The organism is Enterobacter sp. PTB (assembly GCF_051130085.1).
GTDB classification, from domain to species: Bacteria; Pseudomonadota; Gammaproteobacteria; order Enterobacterales; family Enterobacteriaceae; genus Enterobacter; species Enterobacter ludwigii.
Window position 1 is genome coordinate 145,560 of the sequence record NZ_JBDKEE010000001.1, and the last position, 26,535, is coordinate 172,094.

Consider the following 26,535-nt stretch of genomic DNA (forward strand, 5'->3'; position numbering starts at 1 on the left):
ACCGGGTTCTTTTAGCCAGTTCAGCGTCGGAGCAATCGGGTGATGAGTAAAAAACGGCAAAAAAAAAATTTGAGATAGCGTTTGGCAACACTGTCAGCAAGCAGGGCGTGAGCAAGGGCCAGCCACCCCAGCGTTATGCACTCAAAATTAAGCGGCATACCCTCAGGTTGCGTACGCAACCTGAGGGTCATCACCTCAATCAGAAACCAAGGCTGTCCAGCAGGTCGTCTACCTGATCCTGGCTTGCCACAACGCCCGCTTTGGTGGCGTCGAGCTGTGGACCGTTGAGCAGGCTTTCGTTCTCGCGTTTTGGACGAGCGGCCGGTTCCGGAATGTTCTCCAGCAGCACCATCAGCAGCTGACGTTCAATTTCCTGAATCACATCCATCATGCGCTTGATAACCTGGCCCGTGAGGTCCTGGAAATCCTGCGCCATCATGATGTCCAGCAGCTGCGCGTTGGTAAAGCTGGTGTGGCCCGGCACATCGCCCAGGAACTGACGGGTATCCGTGACCAGCTCGCGGGCATCCGCCAGCTCGATTGGATTCTCAAACCACTCATCCCAGCGTTTGGTCAGCGCTTTCGCGCCTTTCTCCATCGCATCCTGATGCGGTTGTGACGCTTCAACGCTGTTCAGCGCACGTTCAGCCGCCTGAGCGGTCATCTGCACAACGTAGTCCAGACGATCGCGGGCATCCGGAATGGCTTCCGCCGCTTCAGCAATTGCCTGGTCCAGCCCCAGTTCACGCAGGCTGTCACGCAGCATGCGTGTCAGGCTGCCGATGCGGGCAATGATATCGCTGGGCGAGTGTTCTTCAACGGGTTTCATAGCAGGTTGCATCATCATAACCAACACCTCACATGCCGAGTTTCTCGAAGATCTTACCGAGCTTCTCTTCCAGGGTGGCCGCAGTGAACGGCTTCACAACATAGCCACTAGCGCCCGCCTGTGCTGCGGCAATAATGTTCTCTTTTTTCGCTTCTGCGGTCACCATCAGAACCGGTAATGACGCCATTCCCGCGTCCGCACGGATGGTTTTCAGCAGTTCCAGACCATCCATGTTTGGCATGTTCCAGTCGGAGATAACAAAACCAAACCCGCCCGCCTGCAGTTTGTTCAGCGCATCAACGCCGTCTTCTGCTTCTTCAACGTTGTTGAAGCCCAGCTCTTTCAGCAGGTTGCGTACGATACGACGCATGGTGGAAAAGTCATCCACAACCAAAAACTTAAGCTCTTTATCCGCCATAAAATAATACTCCTGAGTCAAATACGTATTGCCTGTCCGGCACTGATTTTCGCCAGCATCTGCTGGCTTACCTGGCTAAGATCGACCACTTCGCTCACGCCACCCATATTGATGGCCTCGCGCGGCATGCCGAACACCACACAACTTGCTTCATTCTGCGCAATCGTCCAGGCGCCAGCCTGGTGCATTGCAAGCATTCCGGCGGCACCGTCGTTACCCATCCCCGTCAGGATCACCCCAACGGCGTTGCGCCCCGCATGTTTCGCCACCGAATGAAACAGCACATCCACCGACGGACGGTGCCGGTTTACCGGCGGCCCGTCATGAATTTTGATTTGATAGTTAGCGCCACTGCGCGCCAGCTCCATATGCTTGTCACCCGGTGCGATATACGCATGGCCGGGGAGTACGCGCTCACCGTCTTCCGCCTCTTTCACGCTGATCTGACACAGCTTGTTCAGACGCTCGGCGAACGAGCGGGTAAAGCCTGGCGGCATATGCTGCGTGATCAGAATACCCGGACTTGAAAGCGGCAATGGCTGGAGTACATGACGAATTGCCTCTGTTCCCCCGGTTGACGCCCCAATCACCAGCAGTTTTTCCGAACTGAGTAAAGGACCGGCCTTCAGCGTTACCGGTGCATCCATCGGTTTGTGCGCGGCAAGCTTCGCACGTGACGCGGTGCGGATCTTCTCGGCGATCATTTCGCTGTACGCCAGCATCCCTTCACGAATGCCAAGCTGAGGTTTGGTGACAAAATCCACCGCCCCTAACTCCAGCGCACGCAGGGTAATTTCAGATCCTTTTCCGGTCAGGGATGAGACCATCACCACCGGCATGGGCCGCAGGCGCATCAATTTTTCCAGGAAATCAATGCCATCCATGCGCGGCATTTCGACATCCAGCGTTAACACGTCGGGGTTATATTTTTTAATTAAATCCCGCGCTACCAGCGGATCAGGCGCTGTCGCCACCATCTCCATATCGCTGTGGCTATTGATAATTTCAGTCATGATCTGGCGCATCAGCGCAGAATCGTCGACAGACAACACCCTGATTTTACTCATGCTTTTTCCTTACTCAGCGCATATACCGTTTGCCCACGCAGGCTAAACTCACGCACGAGGTTGCTGAAGTTTTCCGAGTGCCCGGCAAACAGTAAACCGTCAGGCTTGAGCAACGGAACAAACCGACGCAGAATGTCCTGTTGCGTCGTTTTATCAAAATAGATCATGACGTTACGGCAAAAAATAGCGTCGAATGGCCCCGGCACGTTGTACTGCTTATCCAGCAGGTTAACGGGCGCGAATTCGACACAGTTCGCCAGCTCCTGGCGCACGCGCACCAGGCCTTCATGCGGGCCGGTTCCGCGCATGAAGTAACGCTGCAACTGCTGAGGTGACAGCGTTTTCAGTTCATCCTGGCGATACACGCCGTTGCGTGCCTTTTCCAGCACTTCGGTATCAATATCACTGGCGTAGACTTTCCAGCGTCCAGGCGCCATGCCCAGCGTGTCGGCAAGGGTGATCGCCAGCGAGTACGGCTCTTCCCCGGTTGAGGCGGCCGCACTCCAGACGCGATACTCCCCGCTGCGGCGACGCGCGTGCTCCGCCAGGACCGGGAAGTGGTGAGCTTCACGGAAAAATGCGGTCAGGTTGGTGGTTAACGAGTTAATAAAAGCCTGCCACTCTGCGCTGTTCTGGTTCGCTTCGAGCATGCTCAGATAGCGACCAAAATCGTCCAGCCCCAGCGTACGCAAGCGCCGCACCAGACGGTTGTAGACCATGTCTCGCTTATGATCGGCAAGCACAATCCCCGCACGCTGGTAGATTAACTGACATATCCGACGAAAATGCGCGTCGGACAGCGCGAGGCGCTGTGTCATCTGCAACAGTAATGACGTTTGCCCTGGGGGCATTGGTGATGTCATAGCGCCTTCTTAATTACATTCAGGATACAACTGGCACGGCCTGCGACCGCCCGACTTCTGTTACTGCTTCAACGTGCTCTTTCACATTAAATACCGCGACCAGCCCGGTCAGATGATCCGCCTGGCTGGCCAGCTGATCGGTTGCCGCTGCCGCTTCCTCCACTAACGAGGCGTTTTGTTGCGTGACCTGATCCATCTGGCTTACCGCCTGGGCCACCTGCTCAATTCCGCGACGCTGTTCATCGGACGCAGAAGCAATCTCACCCATGATGTCGTTAACCCGCGTAACGGAGGTGACGATTTCGTGCATGGTTTTCGCCGCCGTGTCCACCAGGGCAGAGCCTTGCTGGACGCGTGAGACGGACTCTTCAATCAGTCCTTTAATTTCTTTCGCGGCGTTGGCGCTGCGGCTCGCCAGATTACGGACTTCACCGGCCACAACCGCAAAACCACGCCCCTGCTCACCGGCTCGTGCCGCTTCAACGGCCGCGTTCAGCGCCAGAATGTTGGTCTGGAACGCAATACCGTCAATCACGCTGATGATGTCGCCAATTTTCTGTGAACTGGCGGCAATATCCTGCATGGTACTGGCCACGTGAGAGGCCTGATCGCCCCCTTTCTTCGCCGTCATCGCCGCCTGTCTGGACAGGTCAGACGCCTGACGCGCGTTATCCGCGTTCTGGCTTACCGTCGCGGTGAGCTGCTCCATGCTGGCAGCCGTTTGCGCCAGCGAAGCTGCCTGCTGCTCGGTGCGCGACGAGAGATCGTTATTGCCTGCCGCAATCTCCGAGATCCCGGTGTGCATGGCATAACTGCCCTGTCGCACATCGGAGACCGTTTCCCGCAGGGCGCCCTGCATCGCCTTCAGGCTGGCAAAAATCGCCGAAATTTCGTTCTTGCCGTACACCGCCACCGGACGCGCCAGGTTACCCTTCGCAATACTGTCGAAGTGGCTGCTGACGATCGCCAGCGGTTGAACAATCATTCTGCGCGACCAGTACAGGGCACCGCCGGTCAGCAGCACCGCCAGAATCACCACCACGGCAAAAATCACGCCTGACATATGGTAGTTTTTACGGCTGTCATTCCCGGCGCGTTGGACAAACTGGTTAATGTTCTGCTGCCAGGCATTAAAGCTCGCATCAAACGCCGCCTGGGACGCCTGGACCGGCGCGGTCATAAAGTCCGAGAGCTGGTTGTTCTCAAGCCAGGTCGCCTGGTGATCCAGGTCGCTGTGCCACTGATCAAAACGCTTCTTCATCGCGACTTTCAGCGCTTTCACTTCCGCGCTGCCGGCGTCCTGTGCCGCGAAGGCGTTAAACTGCGCGTCAGCCAGCTTCAGGCTGTCGCGCGCGGTCACCATTAACGCCTTGATGTCATCCGGCGGATAACTCAGGGCGGTTAAGGTTCCCGCTTTGTTCAGCGCCGTGCTTGCCTGCAACAGTACGGCGCGCGTCTGTGCCACGGCGGCGCGCTGCTGGTTACTCGCCTCAACTTCCTGCAAATTCTGATAGCCATCGCGAAACGCCCAAAAAGACAACCCGTTACTGCCAACCTGCAACACACCGCAAAGGATCAGAATCAAAAACAGTGTGGTCGAGATACGAATACGATTTAACATCCACGCTCCCATCATGCGGCAAGCAGCCGCGGTTTAAATGTCAGTCAAAATGTTTCCCAGTTTTCATGTCCGGTCGTCGCTGCAGGTTTACGGGTCGCTGCCGCTGCTGCGGCAGGCGCGAGATACGTTGCTTGCGGGGTGACCGTGTTTCCAGCGAGTGAAGCGAGACGAAACGCCGAGACGGCCATCTTCAGACGGCTTGCCTGGTCTTCCAGCGCAGCGGCCGCCGCAGCGGATTCCTGCACCAGCGCGGCGTTTTGTTGTGTCACGCGATCCATTTCCGATACCGCCAGAGCGACCTGGTCGATACCACGACTCTGCTCATCCGACGCAGAGGCGATTTCACCCATGATGTCCGTTACGCGGGTAACGGCATTCACGATGTCATTCATGGTTTCCCCTGCGCTTTCTACCAGCACGGAGCCGGTATCGACGCGGGAAACGGAGTCTTCAATCAGGGCCTTGATCTCTTTCGCCGCGTTGGCACTGCGGCTGGCAAGGTTGCGCACTTCCCCGGCCACCACGGCAAACCCGCGCCCCTGCTCGCCCGCACGTGCGGCTTCAACGGCGGCGTTGAGGGCGAGGATATTGGTCTGGAAAGCGATGCCGTCGATAACGCTAATGATGTCGGCGATTTTCTTCGAACTGTCGGCGATTTCGTGCATGGTTTTCACCACGCCGTCCACCACGCGACCGCCTCGCTGCGCCGTTTCGGACGCGCTTTCCGCCAGCTGTGAGGCCTGACGGGCGTTGTCCGCGTTCTGCTTCACGGTCGCGGTAAGTTGCTCCATGCTGGCGGCGGTCTCTTCGAGCGCCGACGCCTGCTGTTCGGTGCGCGACGACAGATCGTTGTTGCCCATCGCAATTTCGCTGGTACCGGTATAAATGGCTTCCGATCCGTTACGCACGTTGGCGACGGTCTCAATTAGCGAGCGCTGCATATGATCAACGCTGTTTGCCAGCTCGGTAATTTCATTGCGCCCGGAGACGGTCAGCGTTTTGGTCAGGTCACCACCGGCAATCTCGCGAATGTGGGCAATGACGCGACCGAGAGGATTAAGCAGGATGTGGCGAATGCCATACCACACGCCCACCAGCACGATGACCAGCGCCAGCGCCATGACGGCCATCTGCCATTTGGCAAAGCGGTAATCATTCTGGCTTTGCGTAAAGGCCGAGTGATACAGGTCGCCACTGGCTTTGGCATATTCCCCGAGTGCCGCACCGAGGGCGTTTTGCATCCCCTGGGTAGGCTGCGCGAAATACGCGTCCATGTTGCCGCTTTCCAGGAACTGAATAAGCTCCGTCAGACCGGTGTAGTAGGCGTTGTACTTTTCATCGATATTCTGGCTCACCTGCGCCATGGCAGGCTGTGGCGTGATTTTCTTAAAGGCGTCGTAGTGTTTCGCGGCGTCAGCAAGGGTCGCCCGCGCATTTTTCAGCAGTTCCGTTTTCGCACTGCTCTGCTGATTATTTGGATCCATCATCATGCGGGCGGAAGAGCGGCTCAGGTTGATACGCGTTTGCAGCATCAGATCCCACGTCGACGTCAGTTCACTCTGCTGTACGCGGAGATCGTTCGAGGCGGCGAAACTGTCCTGGTTTTGTTTAAGTGACGAGAAAAAAAGCCCGCCGGAGGTAAGCTGAAGAAGTGCGAAAATGACCAGCACCATCATAAGCATTGTGACAACGCGGATACGGTTCAACATACAACACCTTCTCATAGATTTATTAACGGTGTTATCGGCACTGACTACAGGAACTTTACATTTGAGAAAGGGAAAAGCGCGGGGTTAAAACGCAACGTCAACGATCAGTGTATCGGTATAGGTGCCGGCAGGCGGCGTAGACTGGCTGGTAAGGACTTTGGCAGTGTAGTTGTAGGTTCGCAATAAACCGTCGGTACTGACCTGCGAGGAGGTTGCGCTGGTCCAGCGCTCGGTACCGCTGCCACCCCAGCGGTTGGTCGTGGCTTCTTTATAAATGTCGTAACTCATGTAGTTACTGCCGCTCACCATGCGGCGAACATTATTCAGCGCGTTGGCACCATTATTAATTCCGATAGTGTAAGTGCTTCCTTTGGTACAGGTGACGGCAATCGCCTGCGAGACAGTGGGGAAACTTTGCACCAGCGGCGCACTGTTGAAGTTGACGTCCGGCGTGGTCATGGCGCTGCAGTCGTTGGTGACGGTCATGTTGAGAAGAATACTGGTGGTCGCCGTGCCTGTCTGGGGAACGGTGCAAAGGCCCAGCACGCCCACGGAACAGACGCTGTAGTTGATGCTGAAGGTGAGCAGCACCTGATAAGGACCGGCCGTGACGTTTTGTCCGGCAACGGTGCGGAAATAAAGCGGAATGCTGTACTGTTTTGACCCCAGTAATCCCAGCAGGGTGTTGCCGCTCCAGGTATAAGCTTTGCTGATTTGCACTTCGCTATTGCTCGAACACCCCGTTAACCCGCACAACCGGGTGGGGATCACATCCGTGATGGCCGCATTGTCGGTGCGTTTCATGGTGGCACGGCTGTTGCCTGAAACCGACGCGGCGGTGTAGTTCAGCGTCACCGAGTCGTTGGTCAGAAGATTGAGCACAGCGTCGCATGCCACGATCAGCCTGCCGGTGGTTTCGACCTCCCCGGTTCCGCTGAGCGCGAACGAGGTGACGCTACCAAATGACGCATTTACCGTACTGACGGTACACGCCGCCCAGCCGCCGCCGGAAAACAGCAGCAGTATCAACAGCAGTAAGCGCTTCACCGTTCCTCCCGGCAAATCAGCGGTCCGTATGTCTGCAGCTTATGTTCCGGGTTGGCCCCCACGGTCAGCGTGGCCGAGCAGTGTTTTCCGTCTGGCGTAATCACCTCAAGCGGGTTCACATCGCTGAGATTTTCCAGCCAGGCGATGCCGTCATACCCCACCACCGCATTGTTGCGCGAGGCGCGTCGAACCTGGCTTCCCACCGGGATAGCCTGCCCCTGCTTGTCATGCAGAATGACGCTTGCCACCCGCTCCTGCTCCATCGGGAAATCGACCAGATAACCGCTGTGGCGGCGAATAGCGATCCGCCGCTCTGTCTCTTTCAGCCGGGTATCCGCGGGCAGATTCAGGGTATCAATGCGATAACTGGCCGGGTAATAAGCCGATACACCGCTGACCAGCAGGTAGCCGTTATTGTTCGTTTTGCCGACCGGCTGGTTCTCATAGCTGACGGGAACGTCCGGGTGACCGTCGGTGCTGATCACCACAAACGCATCGTTGATTTTGTTTGCCGCAAACAGTTCGCCGTCCATCAGCACAATCGCGCCCATCGCCTCTCCCCACCAGGTCATCATGCCCCTTTCGCCATAACCACCGCCCTGAAGTTCGATGTTGTTATTGCGCCAGCCCAGCGTTCCCTGCTGATAATCATTGGCTTTCGACTGGTTGGCCCATGCCATGTTCCAGCTAAAGCCACCGTCGGAAGGCATGGAGTGGTTGTAGTTGATACGCTGCGTGCTGCCGGCATCTGGCGTGTTTTCATAGGTTACGGCCGCACTGTCACGCTCTCCCAGCGGCACCTGAAGCGACATGGCCACCGTCCAGTCTCCCCGCTGCTGATCGCGGCTTGCGGCCAGATAAATACTGCTCGCCCCCCACAAATTGCGGCTCCAGGAGAGATTCAGCAGTTCGGTTTTTTGGTTGTCAAAGCTCTCCACGCCGATCCAGGCAGCACCGAGACTGCCATATTCGCCCAGGTTAAAGGTGAGAGAGTACTGGTCGGTGTTGCGACTAAAACTGGCGATGGGCCGGTCATTTTCGTCATAGACCGTCGGTTGGTCGTAGAGGGCGAGGTTGCCAAAGTCGCGATCGCGCCGCGTATGCTGTGTCGCTACACTAAATTCACTGGTACTGTACTGATAGCCCCAGTTGATTTGCCCGCCATTATCTCCGCGCATGCGGCTTTGAGAATACGCGGTATTCACGACGCCAAACCGACCCAATTTAACCACCGTCCCCATCCCACCCAGGGCCAGCGTTTCTGCCCCTTCGGCATGGCCCTCCAGCGTCAGCCAGTCCGTAACGCCATAGCGATACGACCCACTACCCGCCGCCGGGCCGTAGTCAAAATTCTTGATGCCGTAATTACGCCGCAGGCTGCCGAGCGTCACCGCCCCGTCGCTCAGGCCTTGTTTCAGCAATTCGCTGGTGACGTAAAACGGCAGCGTGGTACTCACCTGGCGGCCCAGCGCATCGGTGGTGACCAGTACCGCGTCCCCTGCTCCGTTGATATAGGGCAGATTGGTCAGGGTGAACGGTCCCGGCTGAAGCTGGGTCGAGCCGGAACGATAGCCATTGATAAAGAGATCCACCGAGGTGGGAACCGCCGCTTCGCCCGAGAACTCTGGGAGTGGCCAGGTCACGAGATCAGGACGCAGGGAGAAATCCCGCCCGTAGCTGATCCCGCCCATACGCACACTGGTGCTCCAGCTCAGGGCATCGCTGATCACATCCCCGACGGTCCAGGTCGTTGCCTCGTCCTCGTTCGTTATCAGAAGCGTCGTGTCATAGCGCACATACCCTTCCTGCTGACCGTCGTTTCCGGTGAAATTTTCCCGGGCATAGCCGGTTGAAGAAAAGGAGCCGTTCTCATTGAAGTAGCGGAATTCATGCCAGAGCGAGGCCTGTCCGCCAACATGTTCCGTATGGTTGGTGTAGAGATCGTAATTAAGCAGTGCTCCCCGCCCGAAGTGCGGTTTGCTTTGTGACATTTGTCCGCTGAAAGGGGTCACGCGTGAGGCGACCCAGTCGGCCGGAACGCCCAGCAGCAGACGCTGCGCGGCGCTGTCGTACTCTACGCGCACCTGCGGCAGGGTAGAAAGGTTCACGTCTCCGGCAGGCACATGCTCCGGCGGAAGCCCTGCCCGCAGCAGGTCGGCGCTGGAAATAAAGAATGCCCCCTCGCGCTGCGTCACGGGCACCACCATACCGGTGTCGTAGTGATTCAACACAATCGAGAGCTGAAAGACCGCTTCGCCGTTCAACGCCTGAGCCTGCGGCGGCGGCGGTAAACTGTCATCCCCGGGCTCAGCCCAGGTGCTGGTACTGACGAAGAGCAGGATCATCATCGCCGGTTTCAGTTGACGGGCGTCGACTGCCATTGCGTATCCCTGGCATTAATCTGCGCGCTCAGCCGGTCTGGCTGACCTATTCCGGCCGGGATTGACCAGGTGCGGGTGCTGCCCGCAAGAACATACCCGAGTAATCCGTCTGCAACCGTCCGCTTCTGCCCGCCCTGCTCCAGCGCCACCTGGCTGAGTTTGACGTGCACATCCCCCTGATTACGGACCTCCAGGGCAGGCTGTCCCTTCTCCTGCGTCACCCGCCAGCTCAGATTTTTGGTCTCCACCAGCGCATGATGTGCCCCCTCTTTTAGGGTCGGGATCCCCTGTCCATAAACGAACAAAGGAATGGAGTAGCGCATTTGCAATTTCAGGCCAATGGCCGGCTCGGCTTTGGCATCCGGCTGGGGGATTTCATCCACAATAATGCGGTAGGCCTGTTCGACGCCGAGCGGCACCGAACCCTGCTTAATCAGACGAATAAGCTGCTTACTGCCTTTGCCAATGGTGACGATGGGCGGGCTGGCCACCACGTCCTGCTGTGCGGAGTAGCGTTCATAACCGCCCTCCTGCTTCCAGCGCACAATGCGGACCTGCATTGTCGTTGCGCTGTTCCCCTGATTCTGGATCCATAATTCAGTGGCTTTGGCATCCGCTGACAGCCACGGATCGATGGGCCACAACAGAATGGTTGCCGCCGCCTGCGCCTGGCCTGTCGCCGCAGCCATTCCCCCCAACAAACTCACCAGACAAAGGTGTCTGAAAAATGGCTTCATCGACTGTCTCCCTTTATCACCATGACAAGGTCACGGTGAGCTGATCAGAATACGTTCCTGCCGGGCTAAACCCGGTCAGCAGCGCCACGCCAAAAAGCGGCAGCGCAATGTTATTACTGTTGGTATAGGTCACCGGTATTGCCTGATTGACGCCAATTTCGCTGTTCGCCGCCAGCGAACTGCTGCTGTAAAGGCGATATCCCACCACTTCCGTTCCCCCTGAGCGCTTCATACGCCGAACGGAGGAGTAATTCTGTCCGCCGTTAATGCTCATACTCAGCGCCACGCCGGGCGTGCAGGCGATGGACAAGGCCCCGTTAGGCACAAAACTGGTGCTCACCGGGGCACTTTCCACCCCGTTGTGGGTACCGAAATCGAGCGTACCGAAAACTCCTCCGCTGCCCGTGGATACCGCGCACCCGGGCACAATGGTCGCGCTGACCTTAAATGACTGTGACGTCACAGCCCCCGCCGCAGGCACCAGCATCAGGCAGACGATCAGCGCGTACAACGGGTGCACGATCCCCTCCGCGCTGTTGCGCAGACGCAAAATGGATGCCTTCATGGCTGCGTGAAACTAGTAGGTGACGCTGACGTTAATCGTGTCGGTGTAGGTGCCCGGAACGACCGTAACGCTGTTACCGCCCCCGGTAATTCGCCCGTAAAGTGTGTAACTGTCGATGCCCCCGGCGGTTGACGCTATTGGCAGTGCCGCGTTGTTGGCAACGACGTTGTTAAATCCGCTGTCGCTATACAGGCTGTAAGCCACACCCTGTGCAGCATTGGTGGTGTTGACCAGATAGCGCGCAGGCGTGCCTGGCGTCCCCACAACGGTACCCGGCGCGGTGGAGTTGGTATTCCCGGTGATCGCCACCGTATAGCTGGCGGTCGTGCATTGAATGGTGAAAGTGTTACCGCCGCTGGCACCGGTCAACTGCGTCGTCAGGGTGGAAAACGTTGCGGGGTGGGTGCCGAAATCCAGGGTCCCGAAGTTAATGCCATTTTGCGTGGGCGAGCCGTTTATCAGACAACCGTTCGTCAGGGTTAACGTCGCGCCAATAGTACCGCTGCTGGTCACCGCCAGCGCCTGTTGGGCTGTTGTCACCGTCAGCAACGTGCCTGCACAGATCAAAAGGAGTTTTCTTTTCATTTACCACCCTCCAGAAGACATTTCCGTTCGCTTGCCACATTTTATTTTTGCTGTTCAAGATGTTAGCCCCACTTAACGTTCCTCTTCCGGGGGTTATTGAGAATTTAGTTTATGGATACCGCTTCGACCACCCGCGCCGCGGAGGGCAAGACTGATGGCTTATTGACTGAATATTTATTTATAAAACAGGATGTTAATACTTTGTGAATGCCTTATTTCTCGTATACGCAGAGGATATATCCATCGAAATGTGATCTGCATCACAATATATCGTCGAGGCATTAACAACAAAATTAATAAAAATTAAAAACTAGTTGTATCTCCCTCCGCTTTACTTCAATTTATGTGCCGAATAATTTCCTGCGTCGTAATAAAAAATCTATATACATCGGCGCAGACGGCAACCAAAGCGCATAGAGGGTCTTTTTTCGTGGCAAGTGCAAACAAACTCACACTCTTCATCGTGATATTCATGCTGGCGGGTATTCTTTCAGGGGCGGCGATTCATGAGTATGCCTCTGCGGATGCTATCAAAGCATGGTCGGATAACATCACGCTGCTGACCGATATTTTCCTGCGTCTGATTAAAATGGTTATTGCGCCACTGGTCTTCAGCACGCTGACCGTGGGCATTATGAAACTGGGTGAAACCTCCACCATTGGTCGCGTGGGCGGCAAAGCGATGGTGTGGTTTATTAGCTCATCCGTGCTTTCCATTCTGGTGGGACTGTTTATCGTCACGCTGGAGCGTCCGGGCAGCGGCCTGAACCTGGCTATCCCGAAAGAGGCGGTAGACACCGGCCTTGCGGTGGGGGGGATGACGCTGAAAGCGTTCTTGTCCCATACCATTCCGACCAGTATTGCCGGTGCGATGGCGAACAATGAAATCCTGCAGATTGTGGTCTTCTCTATGTTCTTCGGCATCGCCGGCGCGTCGCTGGGGCAAAAATTCAATGCCCCGCTGGTGGCCGCGCTGGATGTGGTCTCCCATATCATGCTGAAGGTGACGGGTTACGTGATGTACGTCGCCCCGCTGGCCATTTTCGCCGCCATCTCATCTGTGATTGCCACTCAGGGTCTGGGCATTCTGCTGAACTACGCCTCCTTTATTGGCGGCTACTACGTGGCAATCCTTCTCACCTGCATGGTGCTGCTGGCCGTCGGCTATATGGTGCTGAAGAAAGAGGTGTTCCGCCTGGTCAGCATGCTGAAGGACCCGGTGCTGGTGGCGTTTACCACCAGCAGTTCAGAAGCGGCGTATCCAAAAACGCTGGAGCAGCTTGAGCGTTTTGGTTGCTCGCGCAATATCGCCTCTTTCGTTCTGCCGATCGGTTACTCCTTTAACCTGGTGGGCTCTATGGTGTATTGCTCTTTCGCCTCGATGTTTATCGCCCAGGCGTACAATATTCACCTGAGCTTCACCGAAGTGACCGTGCTGATGCTGACGCTGATGCTGGCTTCAAAAGGGATTGCGGGGGTGCCTCGTTCGTCGCTGGTGGTGCTGGCGGCAACCATCCCGAGTTTCAATATTCCGGTGGCGGGTATTTTGCTGCTGATGGGGATCGATCATTTCCTGGATATGGGACGTTCAGCGATTAACGTGCTGGGTAACGGTATTGCGACTGCGATGCTGTCGCAAAATGAAGGGGCGCGTGAAGCGGAGACTGAGCTGGTAGAGCAGGAAGCGTAACGGGTTGGCCGAATGGTTTCGTTCACCTTAAGGCCAGCAGAAAATACTACGCCTGCAGTAAGTGAATAAGATAAGGGGGCTGCAATAGCCCCCTTAATACGTTCACCGCAGCGGGCGAATCAGATAACCGAAATGCCCGACTGAACGAAACGGTTCCACGAAAGCCTCACAGAACCGTTTAGAGAAACATTACGCCACGTGATTCGTCGCGATATCCAGCAGCGCCATCTCATCACTGTTCAGCAGCTTCTCAATATTCACCAGAATCAGCATACGTTCACCCAGTGCTCCCAGCCCCGTCAGATACTCGGTAGACAGCGTGACCGCAAACTCCGGCGCCGGACGGATTTGATCGGACGTCAGAGACAGCACATCAGATACGCCATCCACCACGATCCCAACCACGCGCTGCCCCAGATTCAGGACAATCACCACGGTGTTCTCGTTATAGTCCACGTCGCCCTGGCTGAACTTCACGCGCAGGTCAACGATAGGCACAATCACGCCGCGCAGGTTGGTGACACCTTTAATAAAGGCAGGCGTGTTCGCGATGCGGGTAACCTGGTCGTAACCACGAATTTCCTGCACTTTCAGGATATCGATGCCGTACTCCTCATCGCCTAAAGTGAATACCAGGAATTCCTGCCCTGATGGCTCGCCCGCCAGTTTCGTTACATTACTCATACCGGTCATGTTATTACCTTCTACTTAATCAGGCGGCTGTGTACGCCACACGTTGTTCACGATTTAATCCCTGAAGCGCCGACACATCAACGATCAGCGCCACGCTACCGTCACCCAGAATAGTGGCGGCAGAAATACCTGGCACTTTGCGGTAGTTGCTTTCGAGGTTCTTCACGACCACCTGGTGCTGGCCAATCAGTTGATCAACCAGCAGCGCGTAGCGGCGACCCGCACTTTGCAGGATCACCACGATCCCCTGCGTGGCCTCGGTTTTCGCGCCATCCACTTCGAACACTTTCCACAATTCGACCAGCGGCAGGTACTCACCGCGCACTTCAAGAACGCGCTCGCCACCCGCCAGCGGATGCAGATCTTCTTCACGCGGCTGCAGCGATTCCATCACTGCGTTCAGCGGCAGAATAAAGACTTCGTCCGCCACTTTCACCGACATGCCGTCGAGGATTGCCAGCGTCAGCGGCAGCAGGATACGAATGGTGGTGCCGGAACCTTGCTTAGACTTGATCTCAACGTGGCCGCCCATCTCCTGAATGTTACGCTTCACCACGTCCATTCCCACGCCGCGGCCGGAAACGTCCGTCACCTGCTCTGCGGTCGAGAAGCCTGGCGCGAAGATCAGCATGCCCACTTCTTCGTCAGTCATGTTTTCGTTGACCGCCATTCCCTGCGAAATGGCTTTCGCCAGAATGCGCTCACGGTTCAGGCCCGCACCGTCATCGGTCACTTCGATGCAGATGTTCCCGCCCTGGTGTTCGGCGGAGAGGATCAGATTCCCGACCGGGGATTTTCCGGCGGCAATGCGGTTTTCCGGCAGTTCGATACCGTGGTCGAGGCTGTTACGCACCAGGTGCGTTAACGGGTCGATAATGCGTTCGATCAGGCTTTTATCCAGCTCGGTGGAGCTGCCCATCAGCGTCAGTTCAATCTGTTTATTCAGTTTGCTGGCCAGGTCACGCACCAGACGCGGGAAGCGGCTGAAGACATATTCCATCGGCATCATACGGATGGACATCACCGATTCCTGCAGGTCGCGGGCATTACGTTGCAACTGCCCCATGCTGGTGATCAGATCGCCGTGGGTCACCGGATCCAGTTCGTTAGACCGCTGTGCCAGCATCGACTGGGTAATCACCAGTTCACCCACCAGGTTAATCAGCTGGTCAACTTTCTCGACGGCGACACGGATGCTGGTGGATTCACTGGAACGCGCGGCCGGTTTGTCACCACGGCCTGGCGCGGCAGCATCTTTTGGCACCGCTTTCAATACCGGCGCCGCAGGCGCAACGGCAGGCGCGGCCGCCTGAGGAACAACCGCCACCTCTTCCACTGCCGCTGGCACGTCAACCGCCGCCGTTTCAGTTTCAAACGCGATCTGGTCGGCTTCGATAACAAAGCACAGGACCGCCACGATATCGTCCTGGCTGATCCCCTCTTCCAGCGTCGCACTCAGGCTGTCTTTGCCTTTCACCACGTTGCTTAATTTCGCCAGGTTACTCAGCTCTTCTTCAAGCAGGTCAACTTCGTTCTCTTTGAGGCGTGACAGCACCACGCGCACTTTACTCGCAGCGGCGGCCGGGGCCGCCTCTTGTGCGGTAACGGCATCGACAACGCTCAGTTTGGCTGCCGGAACAACGGCTGCGGCTGCGTCACCTTTGGCTTCCAGCGCGAGCTGGCGCAGCGCATTGCAGATGTATTCAAAGCTGGCGGCATCAGGCTCTGCCGAGCTTTTATAGGCGTCGAGCTGTTCCTGCATAATATCTTTGGTTTCCAAAAACAGGTTGATAATGTCGGTATTGAGCTGCATCTCACCGCGTCGTGCTTCATCCAGCAGGTTTTCCATTAAATGGGTCGTTTCCTGCAGGATGGTAAATCCAAACGTTCCGGCTCCGCCTTTAATCGAGTGCGCCGCACGGAAGATGGCATTGAGCTGCTCGGAGTCCGGTGCTTCAGGCACCAAATCCAGCAAGTGTTGCTCCATATCGGCCAACAATTCGTCGGCTTCATCAAAGAATGTCTGGTAAAAATCGCTAATATCCATGCTCACGCTATCACCTCGGATTGGCTGGTGGCGATGTTGGAACGGCAGCCGAAGGAACGGCCCCAGGCTGTTTTAAATCGTCCAGTGACTCATTCTGACTTTCGGCGTTTTCGTGCAGGATGGCCTGCTCCGCCTGCTGGTTCAGCACTAAAAGACTGATACGACGGTTGATGGCGTCATCCGGCCCGCGGTCAGTGACACGCATGGTTGATGCCATGCCGACCACGCGCAGTACCTTGCCATCATCAAGCCCACCTGCCACCAGCTCGCGACGCGAGGCGTTGGCACGATCGGCAGAAAGCTCCCAGTTGCTGTATCCCTTCTCACCCGTGGCGTACGGGAAGTCATCCGTGTGTCCAGACAGGCTGATACGGTTAGGAATACCGTTCAGCACTGGCGCAATGCCGCGCAAAATGTCGCGCATGTATGGCTCAACTTCCGCGCTGCCCGTTTTGAACATCGGGCGGTTCTGGCTATCAATAATCTGTATACGTAAACCTTCCTGCACCAGATCGATCTTCAGGTGTGGTCGCAGGGCACGCAGTTTAGGATCCGCCTCAATCAGCTGATCGAGATCGCCGCGCAGTTTCTTCAGGCGCGCTTGCTCCATGCGTTTTTTCAGCTCGTCGATGTTCGGCTCTTTCTTCACCTCACCCTTCTGCTGGGTGTAATCATCGCCGCCGCCAGGGATCGGGCTGTCGCTGTTAGAGATTCGCTGCCCACCGGTCACGGCGGTCGCCAGCGGCGTTCGGAAATACTCGGCAATCTGGATCAACTCTTTCGGACTGGAGATGGAGATGAGCCACATCACCAGAAAGAATGCCATCATTGCGGTCATAAAATCGGCGTACGCGATTTTCCAGGAGCCATGCGCGCCGTGCCCATGCCCCTTGTGCTTGCGTTTTTTTACGATGACGATCGGATGGGACTGATTTTTCATGCGTCCTCAGTTGTCGTCTGTTGGTTTGGGTTTTTCACCGCACGCACGTGTTCTTCAAGCTCGATAAACGACGGGCGCTCGCTGGAATAAAGCGTTTTACGGCCGAATTCAACTGCGATAGGTGGCGCATAACCGTTGAGGTTAGAGAGCAGCGTGATCTTCACGCACTGCATCATTTTGGTCGTTTCCGCGCTCTTCTGACGCAGAACGCTGGCCAGCGGAGAGATAAAACCATACGCCAGCAAAATACCGAGGAAGGTGCCCACCATCGCATGCGCAATCAGCGCGCCCAGCTCTGCCGCAGGACGATCCGCCGAGGCCAGCGCGTGTACCACGCCCATCACCGCCGCGACGATACCGAACGCAGGAAGGGAATCGCCCACCAGCGCCAGGCTGTTTGCCGGCACTTCGGATTCGCTTTCATGCGTTTCAATCTCTTCGTCCATCAGCGCTTCGATTTCGAAGGTATTCATGTTGCCGCTGATGATCAGTCGCAGGTAATCGACGATGAAATCCAGCATCATTGCGTCAGCGAGAATGCGCGGGTAGCTGGCAAAAATTTCGCTCTCTTTCGGGTTTTCAATATCCCGCTCAAGCGAGAACATGCCCTGCTGACGCGACTTCGCCATCAGACGATAGAGCAGCGCAAGCAGATCCATATACATGCTTTTGGTGTATTTAGAGCGACGGAACAGCAGTGGAATAGCTTTCAGCGTGCCCTTGATCGATTTACCGTTATTACCAACGATAAAAGCCCCTACCCCTGCGCCGCCGATGATAATAAGTTCAGCCGGTTGATAGAGTGCTCCAAGGTGCCCGCCGGTCATCATGTAACCGCCGAAAACTGTACCGAGAACTACCAGGTAACCTAATAAGATAAGCACGACATCATCCTTCCGCTAGTGACTATGGCAAGGATGTTCAGCTCGCAGCGTTTACCGTTTGCGGGGTAAAAAAAAGCAGCGGTAATTGCTTACCGCTGCTGGAATCTTGCCCACACGTTCGGGTTAAACAGCTTGTTCGATCTGTTCATCCAGCAGTTGTGGAATAATATCGGCAGCTTCCCGGGAAAGTTTACGTCTTTTTACTGCTCGGGATGGAGGCTGGCATAAACTACAGGCGAAGCTGCCTGCAGGCTGATGCGCATGGGTAATAAAATTGCCATCGCAGCAGTTACAGCGCGACAGCTCAAGCATTCCGCTTTCAACAAAACGCACCAGCGTCCATGCGCGGGTGAGCGCCAGCAAAGGACCCTCGTCCTGCTGCGGGCATTGTTCAAGGTAAAGTTTATACGCTTTGATCACGGCATCAACGCCGCTACACAAACCGGTTTTGAGAAGATACTGCCAGGCATTACAGAACATGGAGGCATGAATGTTCTGTTCCCAGGTCATAAACCAGTCCGTTGAAAACGGCAGCATTCCTTTCGGCGGGGGACTACCACGTAACTCTTTATACAATTTGATGAGGCGACCACGACTCAGCTGAGTCTCGCTTTCCAGCATTTGTAAACGAGCACCGAGCGTAATCAGCTCCATTGCTAACTGTATGTCACGCGCTTCCTGAACAATGCTTTTCTCGCTCATTGCTAGGCCCTTTTCTTACGGGCTGCGTCATCAGGCTGGCTGATTTCGGTAAGCAAGCGAGTGGAAAGAAGAATACCGGTATGGATCTGTTGAAGATCGTCAACACGGGAATCCTGCGTCAGACGCGTGATAGTCTGAGGATTGTCAAAACGGAACTGGCAAACCAGTTGGTTTGTTTCCGCCAGTTTAACCATTTGAGGAAGGGTTAACCCACCCAGCATGGTTGCCATTTCTTCATTAATACCCAGACGAAACATCGCGGACGCCTTGTCCTGACTAATCAAACGCTGCGCGAGCAGTAAATACGACAAATTGATGTCATAGATATGTTTTAGCAACTCGGATGTATGCATTGTTCCCATCCCGAATAACCAACTATTATTTTTATGCGGAAAGACCGCACCCCGTGATGTCGCCGGGAAATCACCCGGTATAAAAAAGAAAAGGCTAAATGCATAGTCGAATTTAGGTTTGTATTCATTGAAACGCGCAACAGCTGAAACGCGGTTACGTCTCTTACACGTTTTATCATTTCTTACAAATAACTAAGATTTTTCCTAATTCGACGCAAACTCTACTCGTCAGTTTTGACACATACAATGCAGCCACCCCCAAATTTAAAAAAAATGTGATCTACGTCACACAATTTAAGTGAATATCTCCCATAAATCCATCAGTATGACTTGTAAGTTGGTTGTTTTTTGAACAATCAGCACTGTTTTCTATTCTTTATGGGCGAATACTCATGCAGGAGTATGAGCAGAAGTGGCATGACATGTGCGGTTCGAAACGTGTCAGCGACCGGATGCGCGTCACAGCGAATCCATCTTAAGGTCACATTTTCATTACCTATAAAAAACATGTAGTTATGCAAAACGCCCATAACAATTGTTTCACATGGTAATCATTAGAAATGTGTTTATAACGCGTTAAAACGATTTAACACCGGAAACGTAAAAAAGTGTGATTCAGGTTAAGTTGTTAATTTTTTTCATTTAGGCACGTTTTCCCGTTATTCTTCTTATAAGAATAATTAATGAATAATTATGATTAGCTTCACACTTATGTCGTATTCACCTCTTGCAGATCCGGTGAAATCGCGGTAATGGTGACTAAGACGCTGTCTTTCAGACACCTAAGGAGTGCGTTATGAGTTACTCCCATCTTCTTGTTTCTGTTGCGGTTTCGCCCGAAAGCCATGAACTCATCGCCCGGGCGGTTTCCATTGCCAGACCGCATAATGCCCGTATCAGCCTGATCACCCTCGCGGCCGAGCCTGAGATGTATAATCAACTGGCTGCCCCCATGTTGGAAGATATTCGTGAGGTATTACAGGAAGAAACGCAGCAATTTATGCGCGAGCTGGTAGAAAAGGCGAAATATCCTATATATGACACCATTATTGCGACCGGGGAGCTTAATGCGCATATTCTCAGCATATGCAGTAAGCAGAATATTGATTTAGTAATATGCGGGAATCATAACCACAGCTTTTTTTCTCGCGCAGCCTGTGCGGCGAAATCGATTGTGGCCTCAAGCCAAGTGGATGTGTTGTTAGTGCCTCTTGGGGGTCGTTAAACCCCCAGAGGAAAATCAGGCGAGTTTAGGGAATGTCGCGATCTTTTTTTGCAGATGGCCTTCATTACTCTGCGGCACAATATCACGAAGATCGCGAATAAAACGCGCCTGCCAGTGGTTAATATCGTTCTTACGGATCGTTTCCATCATCTCGGCATGGCGGGAAATACGCTCCGTGAGCGGCATCGTCAGCGCACGGTTGAGGGCATTCGCCACGTCGTCACGATCGTAAGGGTTGACGATAAGCGCAGACGTCAATTCATTGGCGGCCCCGGCAAACTGGGAAAGCACCAGCACACCCGGATCGGCGGGGTCCTGGGCGGCGACGTACTCTTTCGCGACCAGGTTCATCCCGTCCCGCAATGGCGTAACCAGCCCGACATCCGCATAGCGGAACACTTTCATCAGGATCTTACGGTCAAAGTGTTGATTGAGATAAAACAGTGGCGTCCAGCCCAACTGACCGTAGCGGCCATTAATGCGCCCTGCTTCCGTCTCCAGCTGGTGACGAATATCCTGATAAGCCTGCACTTCACCGCGCGAGGTGGGCGCTATCTGCGTATAGCGGATTTTACCGTGATGCTGCGGATACTTCTCCAGCAGCGTTTCATACGCCAGGAAACGTTCTGGCAGCCCTTTGGAATAATCAAGACGCTCCACCGAGAAGATATTCTTCACGTGCTTGAGTTCATTCTTAAGCTGCGCCAGTTTGGGCGGCAGCGGACCGGAAGCCTGCTCGGCAATCTCTTCAGGTTCAATACCGATGGGATACACTTCTGTGTGGAATGTCTTGCCCCAGGCCGTATGGGTTTTACCCCCTTTGGTCACCACTCGCGTTTTGCCGGACACAGAATCAAGGAACGCAAGTCGGTCATTCTCGGTCTGGAAGCCCAGCAGATCGTAGTCACACAGCGCATCCAGCAACTCTTCATGCGGCGGCAGCGCGGTAAAGATTTCCGGCGTCGGGAACGGAATATGCAGGAAAAAACCAATCCGGTTATTCACTCCCCTTTTACGCAACTCTCTGGCGAAAGGCAGCAGGTGATAATCGTGGATCCATAAAATATCGTCTTCCTCGATTAAAGGCAGCAGTTTATCCGCCAGCAGCGAATTCACCCGCGTGTAGCCTTCAAAGGACTCGCGCTGGAATTTGACCAGATCCAGACGATAGTGAAACGCTGGCCACAGCACAGCATTGGAGAACTGCGAGTAATACTCGTCATAATCTTTTTCGTTTAACGCAAACGACGCCCACGTAATATTTCCGCGCGTCACTTTCTTGAGCGGTTTCTGTTCTTCACTGATTTCACCATTCCAGCCAAACCACAGCCCACCGGCGGCTTTTAAGGCACCTAATACCCCAACCGCCAGGCCACCTGCACTGGATTTTTTATCATCAGGCGGTGCAATTCGGTTAGAGACGACGACTAAGCGACCCATAATGGTTTCCCCCTTTGTTTTGCGCTATTTGTTGTTGTTGCTGGTTAGCGATGTCAGATATCCACTGCCAGACGCTGGCGACATCCGCCAGACGCCATTCGGCGACAGTCTCACCAGGCCCGACCTTGATGGCGATCCCTCCGGCCTGATTCACCACACGAAACCCTGCCTCATCGGTCAGGTCATCCCCAATAAAAACGGGCGTCCTGCCGTTAAAAGGCGGTGTCGCCATAAACGCCGCAATCGCCGCGCCTTTATTGATCCCTTTAGGTTTAAGCTCCACCACGCATTTACCCGGCTGCAGCGCCAGCTCCGGATGTGCATTTGCTATAGCGGTCGCAAGCGCAAGCACAGCCGCTTCGTGCTGCGGCGCCTGGCGATAATGCAGGGCAAAAGCCATCCCTTTGGCTTCAAGCTCCGTACCGGGCAGTTCTGCCAGCGCAGACGAGAGTTGTACCTGTAGCGCCTGGATTAATGCGTCGGGGAGTGAAACGATATGCGTTTGATCATGGATGTCGCGGCGCTCCGCTCCGTGTACACCGGCCAGCGGAAAGCGATAAGGCCTGGCAAGCTGGTCCAGTTCGGCCATCGAGCGCCCTGATATCAATGCCACTGCTCCCTCAGTCATCTGCGAGAGCTGATGCAACTTCTGAAGAACCGTGGCGGGGATCGCCACCAGGTCAGGATGCGGCTTTATCTCGGCGAGCGTACCGTCGAGATCAAAAAAGAAAGCATAGTGTCCGGGCAGTACAGGCGGTGCAGTTAACAAGTCAGCCACCCTATTCCTCCTTACGGTTTACGAGAGGTAAACGCCTTTACCTCTTTCATAGCCATGTAAGTATAGACAGTGTGACGTCGCTCGCCATTTGACAACCGCCCCGCCAGCAAAACTGGCGAGGCGGTTCGGGGGTCAGCTAAGGTTATTAGTTGAGCAATATAAAGATAGGAAAAACCTCAGACGGTACGCTTCGCTTTTTGCTTGTAACGGTCGAATATCACCGCTGCCAGCAGGATCAGGCCACGAACGACGTACTGAGAGAACGGCGAAATATTGAGCAGGTTCATGGCGTTCTCTACCGTCCCCAGGATCAGGATACCGGCCACCACATATGAGATTTTTCCGATGCCGCCTTTCAGGGAAACGCCCCCCAAAACACAGGCTGAAATGACGATCAGCTCATAACCGATAGAGGTCATTGGCTGGCCACTGGTCATTCGCGATGCCAGAATAATCCCTGCGGCTGCAGAGACCAGCCCGGAGAGAACAAAGATAATAATCTTGGTACGCACAACCGGCACACCGGCCAGACGTGCGGCTTCTTCATTGCCCCCGATAGCCAGGGTATTACGGCCAAACGTGGTCCGGTTGAGCAGGAACCCGAACAGGATAAGACAGGCCACGGTCAGCCAGATTGGCGCTGGCAGCCCCAGCCAGTTAGCGTAACCAAGGGTAAAGAAGCGCTCGTCTTCAATCCCCACCGCTTTACCGTCAGAGATGATATAGGCAAGACCTCGCACAATTTGCATGGTCGCAAGCGTTGTGATCAGGGCGTTAATCTTCAGACGAGCAATGACAAAGCCGTTCACCAGACCGCTGAGCACGCCCAGTAACAGACCCGCCAGCACGCCAATCCACAGGCTCTCCGTCATGTTGATTACCACAGCCGTGGTGACACCGGCACAGGCAATAACCGAGGCCACCGACAGGTCAAAATCGCCCGAGGCCAGACAGAACAGCATACCGCAGGCCACCATGCCGGACATGGAAATGGCCAGCCCCAGCCCTTTCATATTAATAAAGGTGGCAAAATTAGGAACGAAGATCGCACAGGCGACAAACAGGGCGGCAAAGACCACCAGCATGCCGTACTGATCCCAGATTCGGCCAAAACTGAACGCCGACTTTGGCGCTCCGGATGTAGTAACAGAGGACATCATTAACTCCTTACTCAGGCGACAGCCTGGCTGACTTTAGGCATGGCGAGATTCAACGCCTGTTGTTCATTCGCCTGTTCATGAAGCAATTCACCGGCAATTTCCCCTTCACGCATGACGACAATGCGATCGGCGACGCCAAGCACTTCAGGCAGATCGCTGGAGGCGAAGAGCACCGCCACGCCGCGTTTTGCCAGTTCATAGATCACGTTATAAATCTCGTGTTTTGCCCCTACATCGATACCGCGCGTCGGTTCGTCCAGTAAAATGACCTTCATATCCTCCGACAGCCAGCGGCCCAGAATGGCCTTCTGCTGGTTCCCCCCGGAAAGATTCATGATCAGCTGTTCCGGTCCCGGCGTTTTGATATTGAGTGAACGAATGTGGTGATCGGCATTGCTCGATTCCCAGCTATCGTTGATCAGGCATCCTGCGCGGATAAATTTGCGACGGGCGGAGATATTGATGTTGTCACGCACCGAATGCACCGGAATAATCCCCTCCGCTTTGCGATCTTCCGGGCAGAGCATCATGCCTGCCTTAATCGCGTGGGCGGGCTTCTGAATATCCACCGGTGCGCCGTCAATAGACACCACGCCCTCGGTAATGCGCGTGCCGCCGAACAACCCTTTCATTAACTCGCTACGCCCTGCGCCCACCAGGCCGAACAGCCCGACGATTTCACCGCTGCGTACCGATAACGAAACCGGCATGCGTACTCCCGGCGCTTTTACATTATCCAGTCGCAGGCGTTCAGGGCCGTACTCACGCGGTTTCCAGTGGTAAATGTCCCCCAGATCGCGTCCGACCATCGCCTGGACAAGCTGGTCATGGTTCACCTGCGCCATATCGCTAAAGGTGCGCACATAGCGGCCATCTTTAAACACGGTGATGGCATCGCTCAGGGCAAATATCTCTTCCATACGGTGCGAAACATACAAAATCGTGCGCCCTTCCTGGCGCAACTCCCGGATCACGCGGAACAGGTTTTCGATTTCACGTGCGGAAAGCGAACTGGTGGGTTCATCAAAGGCAATAATTCTGGCGTTACGCGCCAGAGCCTTGGCAATTTCAACCATCTGCCACTGGCCGATGGAGAGGTATTTCAGCGGCGTCTGAGGATCGACGTCCAGCCCAAGATGTTTAAGCTGCAGCCCTGCTTCATAATTAAGTAGCGAACGATTAACCACGCCGCTTTTGTGCGGGAGCTGTCCTAAATAGATATTCTCGGCCACGGTCATCTCTGGGATCAGGTGCAGTTCCTGATAGATAATGGCCACCCCAGCATTAAGCGCCGCCGTGGTATCAGCGAAAGCCACCTCTTCGCCACGAATGGCCAGTGTGCCGGTCGTAGGGGAATAGTTGCCGCTGAGGATTTTCAACAGCGTGGATTTTCCCGCGCCGTTTTCACCCATCAGGGCATGAACCTGGCCGGCATAGCAGTCGAAACTGATATCGGTCAGCGCGTTAACACCGGGGAACGTTTTCCCGATGCCGCGAAATGAGAGATACGGATCAGACTGTCGCATAACGTCTCCGTGATTCCTGTAGTGTGTACGTCTGGCCCCTCATGGTGAATGAGGGGCGCAATCACAGCGTATTACTTACCGCCCAGTCCTTTTTTCGCCAGTTCCTCTTTGAAGTTGTCGCGGGTAATCAGCACCACGTCGGTCACTTCAGTAAATTTCGGCGGTTCAGCTCCTTTGGTCACCCAGTTGTAGAGCATTTCACTGGATTTGTAGCCGTGTACGTCCGGGCTTGGCAGCAGAGAGCCATAGAAGCCGGTCGCCTGCGCTTTGGACAGTTCGCTGACGGCGTCAACGCCGTTGATGCCGATACCGATAACATCCGGAGCTTTGAAGCCCTGACCTTCTGTCGCACGCACGCCACCCAGCACGGTGTTGTCGTTCATACCGACCACCAGCCAGTGTTTAACTTCCGGGTGTTGAACCAGCATTGAGTTCGCGGCGTCGAACGCGCCGGGGATATCGTTGGATTTGGTAGGAACTTTATAGATCTGTTTTTCCGGGAAGCCGGCGGCTTTCAGAGCGTCCATGGAACCGGTAGTACGACGACGTGCAGTATCCAGTTCATCGGCCGTGATGGCCATGACGCCCGTCTCTTTTACATCCCAGCCGCGCTTTTGCATCTCTTTATAGAGTTCCTGACCCTGGCGCTCACCAATTTTGGTCGCGGCCATCATTACCAGCGGCACGGTGTCCATTGGCTTGCCTTTGGCATTGACGAACTGATCGTCAACGGCAATAACCTTCATGTCGTAACCGCGCGCTTTAGCCGCAATTGCCGACCCCAGTTTTGGATCGGGTGTACAGATAACGAAACCTTTCGCACCGCTGGCCGCCAGGCTGTCGATGGCGTTCAGGGTTTTTTCACCGTCAGGGACGGCGATTTTAATGACGTCAAAACCTAAATCTTTTCCGGCTTTATCGGCGAATTTCCACTCAGTCTGGAACCACGGCTCTTCTGGCTGTTTTACCAAAAAACCGAGTTTTAAATTCTCTGCGATAGCGGATTGTGACATAACAGCAGCCAGACCAACGGCCGCCAGCGCTTTAGTAAATTTGTGCATGGTAAACTCCAGCTTTAGCATTCTTTTCTGTAGGGAATATTTGCGTGCTTCTTATTTAATCGGACTTAAAACAAGGCATTAGCGCTTACCTCGTCATAAGCGTTATTGCTGGTGATAGTTTTAGCGGGAAATTAATCATCCATAAGAGAGCGCCATCACACCGCAGAATTACAGTAATTGCGTACATAAATTCAGCGGAAAATGACATAAAAAT

General features: G+C 54.9%; 24 protein-coding genes. 2 read left to right on the forward strand and 22 right to left on the reverse strand.

All coding sequences use genetic code 11. The features are described from left to right. Positions 1–199: 199 nt before the first annotated feature. The 11 genes from cheZ to AAIR21_RS00725 form a co-directional block, all read right to left on the reverse strand. The gene (gene cheZ / locus AAIR21_RS00675) at positions 200–844 is read right to left on the reverse strand and encodes a protein phosphatase CheZ (protein WP_013096065.1); all 645 of its coding nucleotides are present in this window, start codon (positions 842–844) and stop codon (positions 200–202) included. A 13-nt stretch (positions 845–857) separates the two neighbouring features. Continuing rightward, positions 858–1,247, reverse strand: a complete 390-nt coding sequence (gene cheY / locus AAIR21_RS00680) for a chemotaxis response regulator CheY (protein ID WP_000763862.1) — start codon at positions 1,245–1,247, stop codon at positions 858–860. Positions 1,248–1,264: 17 nt separating this feature from the next. Continuing rightward, positions 1,265–2,314 (reverse strand): protein-glutamate methylesterase/protein-glutamine glutaminase, encoded by a 1,050-nt coding sequence (locus AAIR21_RS00685; RefSeq protein WP_014170663.1) that lies wholly within the window; start codon positions 2,312–2,314, stop codon positions 1,265–1,267. Beyond that, the gene (gene cheR, locus AAIR21_RS00690; protein ID WP_014170664.1) at positions 2,311–3,177 is read right to left on the reverse strand and encodes a protein-glutamate O-methyltransferase CheR; all 867 of its coding nucleotides are present in this window, start codon (positions 3,175–3,177) and stop codon (positions 2,311–2,313) included. Before cheR ends, AAIR21_RS00685 begins: the two co-directional genes overlap by 4 nt. A gap of 19 nt (positions 3,178–3,196) precedes the next feature. Beyond that, positions 3,197–4,798, reverse strand: coding sequence for a methyl-accepting chemotaxis protein IV (gene tap, locus AAIR21_RS00695; RefSeq protein WP_032680769.1), 1,602 nt, complete (start codon positions 4,796–4,798; stop codon positions 3,197–3,199). A 44-nt stretch (positions 4,799–4,842) separates the two neighbouring features. Continuing rightward, the gene (gene tar, locus AAIR21_RS00700) at positions 4,843–6,507 is read right to left on the reverse strand and encodes a methyl-accepting chemotaxis protein II (RefSeq protein WP_149376764.1); all 1,665 of its coding nucleotides are present in this window, start codon (positions 6,505–6,507) and stop codon (positions 4,843–4,845) included. An 84-nt stretch (positions 6,508–6,591) separates the two neighbouring features. Then, positions 6,592–7,554, reverse strand: a complete 963-nt coding sequence (locus AAIR21_RS00705) for a Csu type fimbrial protein (RefSeq protein ID WP_040017802.1) — start codon at positions 7,552–7,554, stop codon at positions 6,592–6,594. Then, positions 7,551–9,935, reverse strand: coding sequence for a fimbria/pilus outer membrane usher protein (locus AAIR21_RS00710; protein WP_183516189.1), 2,385 nt, complete (start codon positions 9,933–9,935; stop codon positions 7,551–7,553). Before AAIR21_RS00710 ends, AAIR21_RS00705 begins: the two co-directional genes overlap by 4 nt. Continuing rightward, positions 9,911–10,672, reverse strand: a complete 762-nt coding sequence (locus AAIR21_RS00715; protein WP_063156578.1) for a fimbrial biogenesis chaperone — start codon at positions 10,670–10,672, stop codon at positions 9,911–9,913. The genes AAIR21_RS00710 and AAIR21_RS00715 overlap by 25 nt, the downstream gene beginning before the upstream one ends. A gap of 16 nt (positions 10,673–10,688) precedes the next feature. Then, positions 10,689–11,237 carry a Csu type fimbrial protein gene (locus AAIR21_RS00720; RefSeq protein ID WP_025203836.1) on the reverse strand — a complete coding sequence of 183 codons (549 nt, stop codon included), beginning with the start codon at positions 11,235–11,237 and terminating at the stop codon, positions 10,689–10,691. Positions 11,238–11,249: 12 nt separating this feature from the next. After that, complete coding sequence (locus AAIR21_RS00725) at positions 11,250–11,822, reverse strand: spore coat protein U domain-containing protein (RefSeq protein WP_050736993.1); 573 nt, start codon at positions 11,820–11,822, stop codon at positions 11,250–11,252. 430 nt (positions 11,823–12,252) lie between these two features. On the opposite strand from AAIR21_RS00725, the gene AAIR21_RS00730 reads away from it, so the two are divergent. Next, positions 12,253–13,512: a dicarboxylate/amino acid:cation symporter gene (locus AAIR21_RS00730; protein ID WP_025203835.1), complete on the forward strand. Its 1,260-nt coding sequence runs from the start codon at positions 12,253–12,255 to the stop codon at positions 13,510–13,512. A 189-nt stretch (positions 13,513–13,701) separates the two neighbouring features. On the opposite strand, the gene cheW is transcribed toward AAIR21_RS00730, so the two are convergent. The 6 genes from cheW to flhD form a co-directional block, all read right to left on the reverse strand. Then, positions 13,702–14,205: a chemotaxis protein CheW gene (gene cheW / locus AAIR21_RS00735; protein ID WP_020883376.1), complete on the reverse strand. Its 504-nt coding sequence runs from the start codon at positions 14,203–14,205 to the stop codon at positions 13,702–13,704. 19 nt (positions 14,206–14,224) lie between these two features. Beyond that, a complete protein-coding gene (gene cheA, locus AAIR21_RS00740; RefSeq protein ID WP_014170675.1) occupies positions 14,225–16,258 on the reverse strand; it encodes a chemotaxis protein CheA in 2,034 nt (677 codons plus the stop codon). 4 nt (positions 16,259–16,262) lie between these two features. Further along, complete coding sequence (motB, locus tag AAIR21_RS00745) at positions 16,263–17,192, reverse strand: flagellar motor protein MotB (RefSeq protein ID WP_014170676.1); 930 nt, start codon at positions 17,190–17,192, stop codon at positions 16,263–16,265. Beyond that, entirely contained in the window at positions 17,189–18,076 is an 888-nt protein-coding gene (gene motA, locus AAIR21_RS00750; RefSeq protein ID WP_008500417.1) for a flagellar motor stator protein MotA, read from the reverse strand. Before motA ends, motB begins: the two co-directional genes overlap by 4 nt. Before the next feature lie 123 nt (positions 18,077–18,199). Next, entirely contained in the window at positions 18,200–18,778 is a 579-nt protein-coding gene (gene flhC / locus AAIR21_RS00755; protein WP_014170677.1) for a flagellar transcriptional regulator FlhC, read from the reverse strand. Positions 18,779–18,780: 2 nt separating this feature from the next. Then, on the reverse strand, positions 18,781–19,131 hold the full coding sequence (flhD, locus tag AAIR21_RS00760; RefSeq protein ID WP_020883374.1) for a flagellar transcriptional regulator FlhD: 351 nt from the start codon (positions 19,129–19,131) through the stop codon (positions 18,781–18,783). Between the two features lie 796 nt (positions 19,132–19,927). On the opposite strand from flhD, the gene uspC reads away from it, so the two are divergent. Further along, positions 19,928–20,356, forward strand: coding sequence for a universal stress protein UspC (gene uspC / locus AAIR21_RS00765; protein WP_183516188.1), 429 nt, complete (start codon positions 19,928–19,930; stop codon positions 20,354–20,356). Positions 20,357–20,371: 15 nt separating this feature from the next. Here uspC and otsA read toward each other — a convergent pair whose 3' ends face one another. The 5 genes from otsA to araF form a co-directional block, all read right to left on the reverse strand. Next, complete coding sequence (gene otsA / locus AAIR21_RS00770; protein WP_183516187.1) at positions 20,372–21,796, reverse strand: alpha,alpha-trehalose-phosphate synthase; 1,425 nt, start codon at positions 21,794–21,796, stop codon at positions 20,372–20,374. Continuing rightward, the gene (gene otsB / locus AAIR21_RS00775) at positions 21,771–22,574 is read right to left on the reverse strand and encodes a trehalose-phosphatase (RefSeq protein WP_014170681.1); all 804 of its coding nucleotides are present in this window, start codon (positions 22,572–22,574) and stop codon (positions 21,771–21,773) included. The genes otsA and otsB overlap by 26 nt, the downstream gene beginning before the upstream one ends. A 176-nt stretch (positions 22,575–22,750) precedes the next feature. Further along, on the reverse strand, positions 22,751–23,731 hold the full coding sequence (araH, locus tag AAIR21_RS00780) for an arabinose ABC transporter permease AraH (RefSeq protein ID WP_014884358.1): 981 nt from the start codon (positions 23,729–23,731) through the stop codon (positions 22,751–22,753). Between the two features lie 14 nt (positions 23,732–23,745). Continuing rightward, complete coding sequence (araG, locus tag AAIR21_RS00785; protein ID WP_032678442.1) at positions 23,746–25,260, reverse strand: L-arabinose ABC transporter ATP-binding protein AraG; 1,515 nt, start codon at positions 25,258–25,260, stop codon at positions 23,746–23,748. Between the two features lie 71 nt (positions 25,261–25,331). Further along, a complete protein-coding gene (gene araF, locus AAIR21_RS00790) occupies positions 25,332–26,321 on the reverse strand; it encodes an arabinose ABC transporter substrate-binding protein AraF (RefSeq protein ID WP_020883371.1) in 990 nt (329 codons plus the stop codon). Positions 26,322–26,535: the final 214 nt, after the last annotated feature.

What these genes read in the sequence shown, in the direction of transcription:
- AAIR21_RS00715 (WP_063156578.1), bottom strand. Translation starts at nt 10,672, where the DNA reads ATGAAGCCATTTTTCAGACACCTTTGTCTGGTGAGTTTGTTGGGGGGA.
- cheZ (WP_013096065.1), bottom strand. Translation starts at nt 844, where the DNA reads ATGATGCAACCTGCTATGAAACCCGTTGAAGAACACTCGCCCAGCGAT.
- flhD (WP_020883374.1), bottom strand. Translation starts at nt 19,131, where the DNA reads ATGCATACATCCGAGTTGCTAAAACATATCTATGACATCAATTTGTCG.
- cheW (WP_020883376.1), bottom strand. Translation starts at nt 14,205, where the DNA reads ATGACCGGTATGAGTAATGTAACGAAACTGGCGGGCGAGCCATCAGGG.
- motB (WP_014170676.1), bottom strand. Translation starts at nt 17,192, where the DNA reads ATGAAAAATCAGTCCCATCCGATCGTCATCGTAAAAAAACGCAAGCAC.
- AAIR21_RS00725 (WP_050736993.1), bottom strand. Translation starts at nt 11,822, where the DNA reads ATGAAAAGAAAACTCCTTTTGATCTGTGCAGGCACGTTGCTGACGGTG.
- araG (WP_032678442.1), bottom strand. Translation starts at nt 25,260, where the DNA reads ATGCGACAGTCTGATCCGTATCTCTCATTTCGCGGCATCGGGAAAACG.
- araH (WP_014884358.1), bottom strand. Translation starts at nt 23,731, where the DNA reads ATGTCCTCTGTTACTACATCCGGAGCGCCAAAGTCGGCGTTCAGTTTT.
- AAIR21_RS00710 (WP_183516189.1), bottom strand. Translation starts at nt 9,935, where the DNA reads ATGGCAGTCGACGCCCGTCAACTGAAACCGGCGATGATGATCCTGCTC.
- uspC (WP_183516188.1), top strand. Translation starts at nt 19,928, where the DNA reads ATGAGTTACTCCCATCTTCTTGTTTCTGTTGCGGTTTCGCCCGAAAGC.
- tar (WP_149376764.1), bottom strand. Translation starts at nt 6,507, where the DNA reads ATGTTGAACCGTATCCGCGTTGTCACAATGCTTATGATGGTGCTGGTC.
- araF (WP_020883371.1), bottom strand. Translation starts at nt 26,321, where the DNA reads ATGCACAAATTTACTAAAGCGCTGGCGGCCGTTGGTCTGGCTGCTGTT.
- cheY (WP_000763862.1), bottom strand. Translation starts at nt 1,247, where the DNA reads ATGGCGGATAAAGAGCTTAAGTTTTTGGTTGTGGATGACTTTTCCACC.
- cheR (WP_014170664.1), bottom strand. Translation starts at nt 3,177, where the DNA reads ATGACATCACCAATGCCCCCAGGGCAAACGTCATTACTGTTGCAGATG.
- otsA (WP_183516187.1), bottom strand. Translation starts at nt 21,796, where the DNA reads ATGGGTCGCTTAGTCGTCGTCTCTAACCGAATTGCACCGCCTGATGAT.
- AAIR21_RS00720 (WP_025203836.1), bottom strand. Translation starts at nt 11,237, where the DNA reads ATGAAGGCATCCATTTTGCGTCTGCGCAACAGCGCGGAGGGGATCGTG.
- flhC (WP_014170677.1), bottom strand. Translation starts at nt 18,778, where the DNA reads ATGAGCGAGAAAAGCATTGTTCAGGAAGCGCGTGACATACAGTTAGCA.
- AAIR21_RS00685 (WP_014170663.1), bottom strand. Translation starts at nt 2,314, where the DNA reads ATGAGTAAAATCAGGGTGTTGTCTGTCGACGATTCTGCGCTGATGCGC.
- tap (WP_032680769.1), bottom strand. Translation starts at nt 4,798, where the DNA reads ATGTTAAATCGTATTCGTATCTCGACCACACTGTTTTTGATTCTGATC.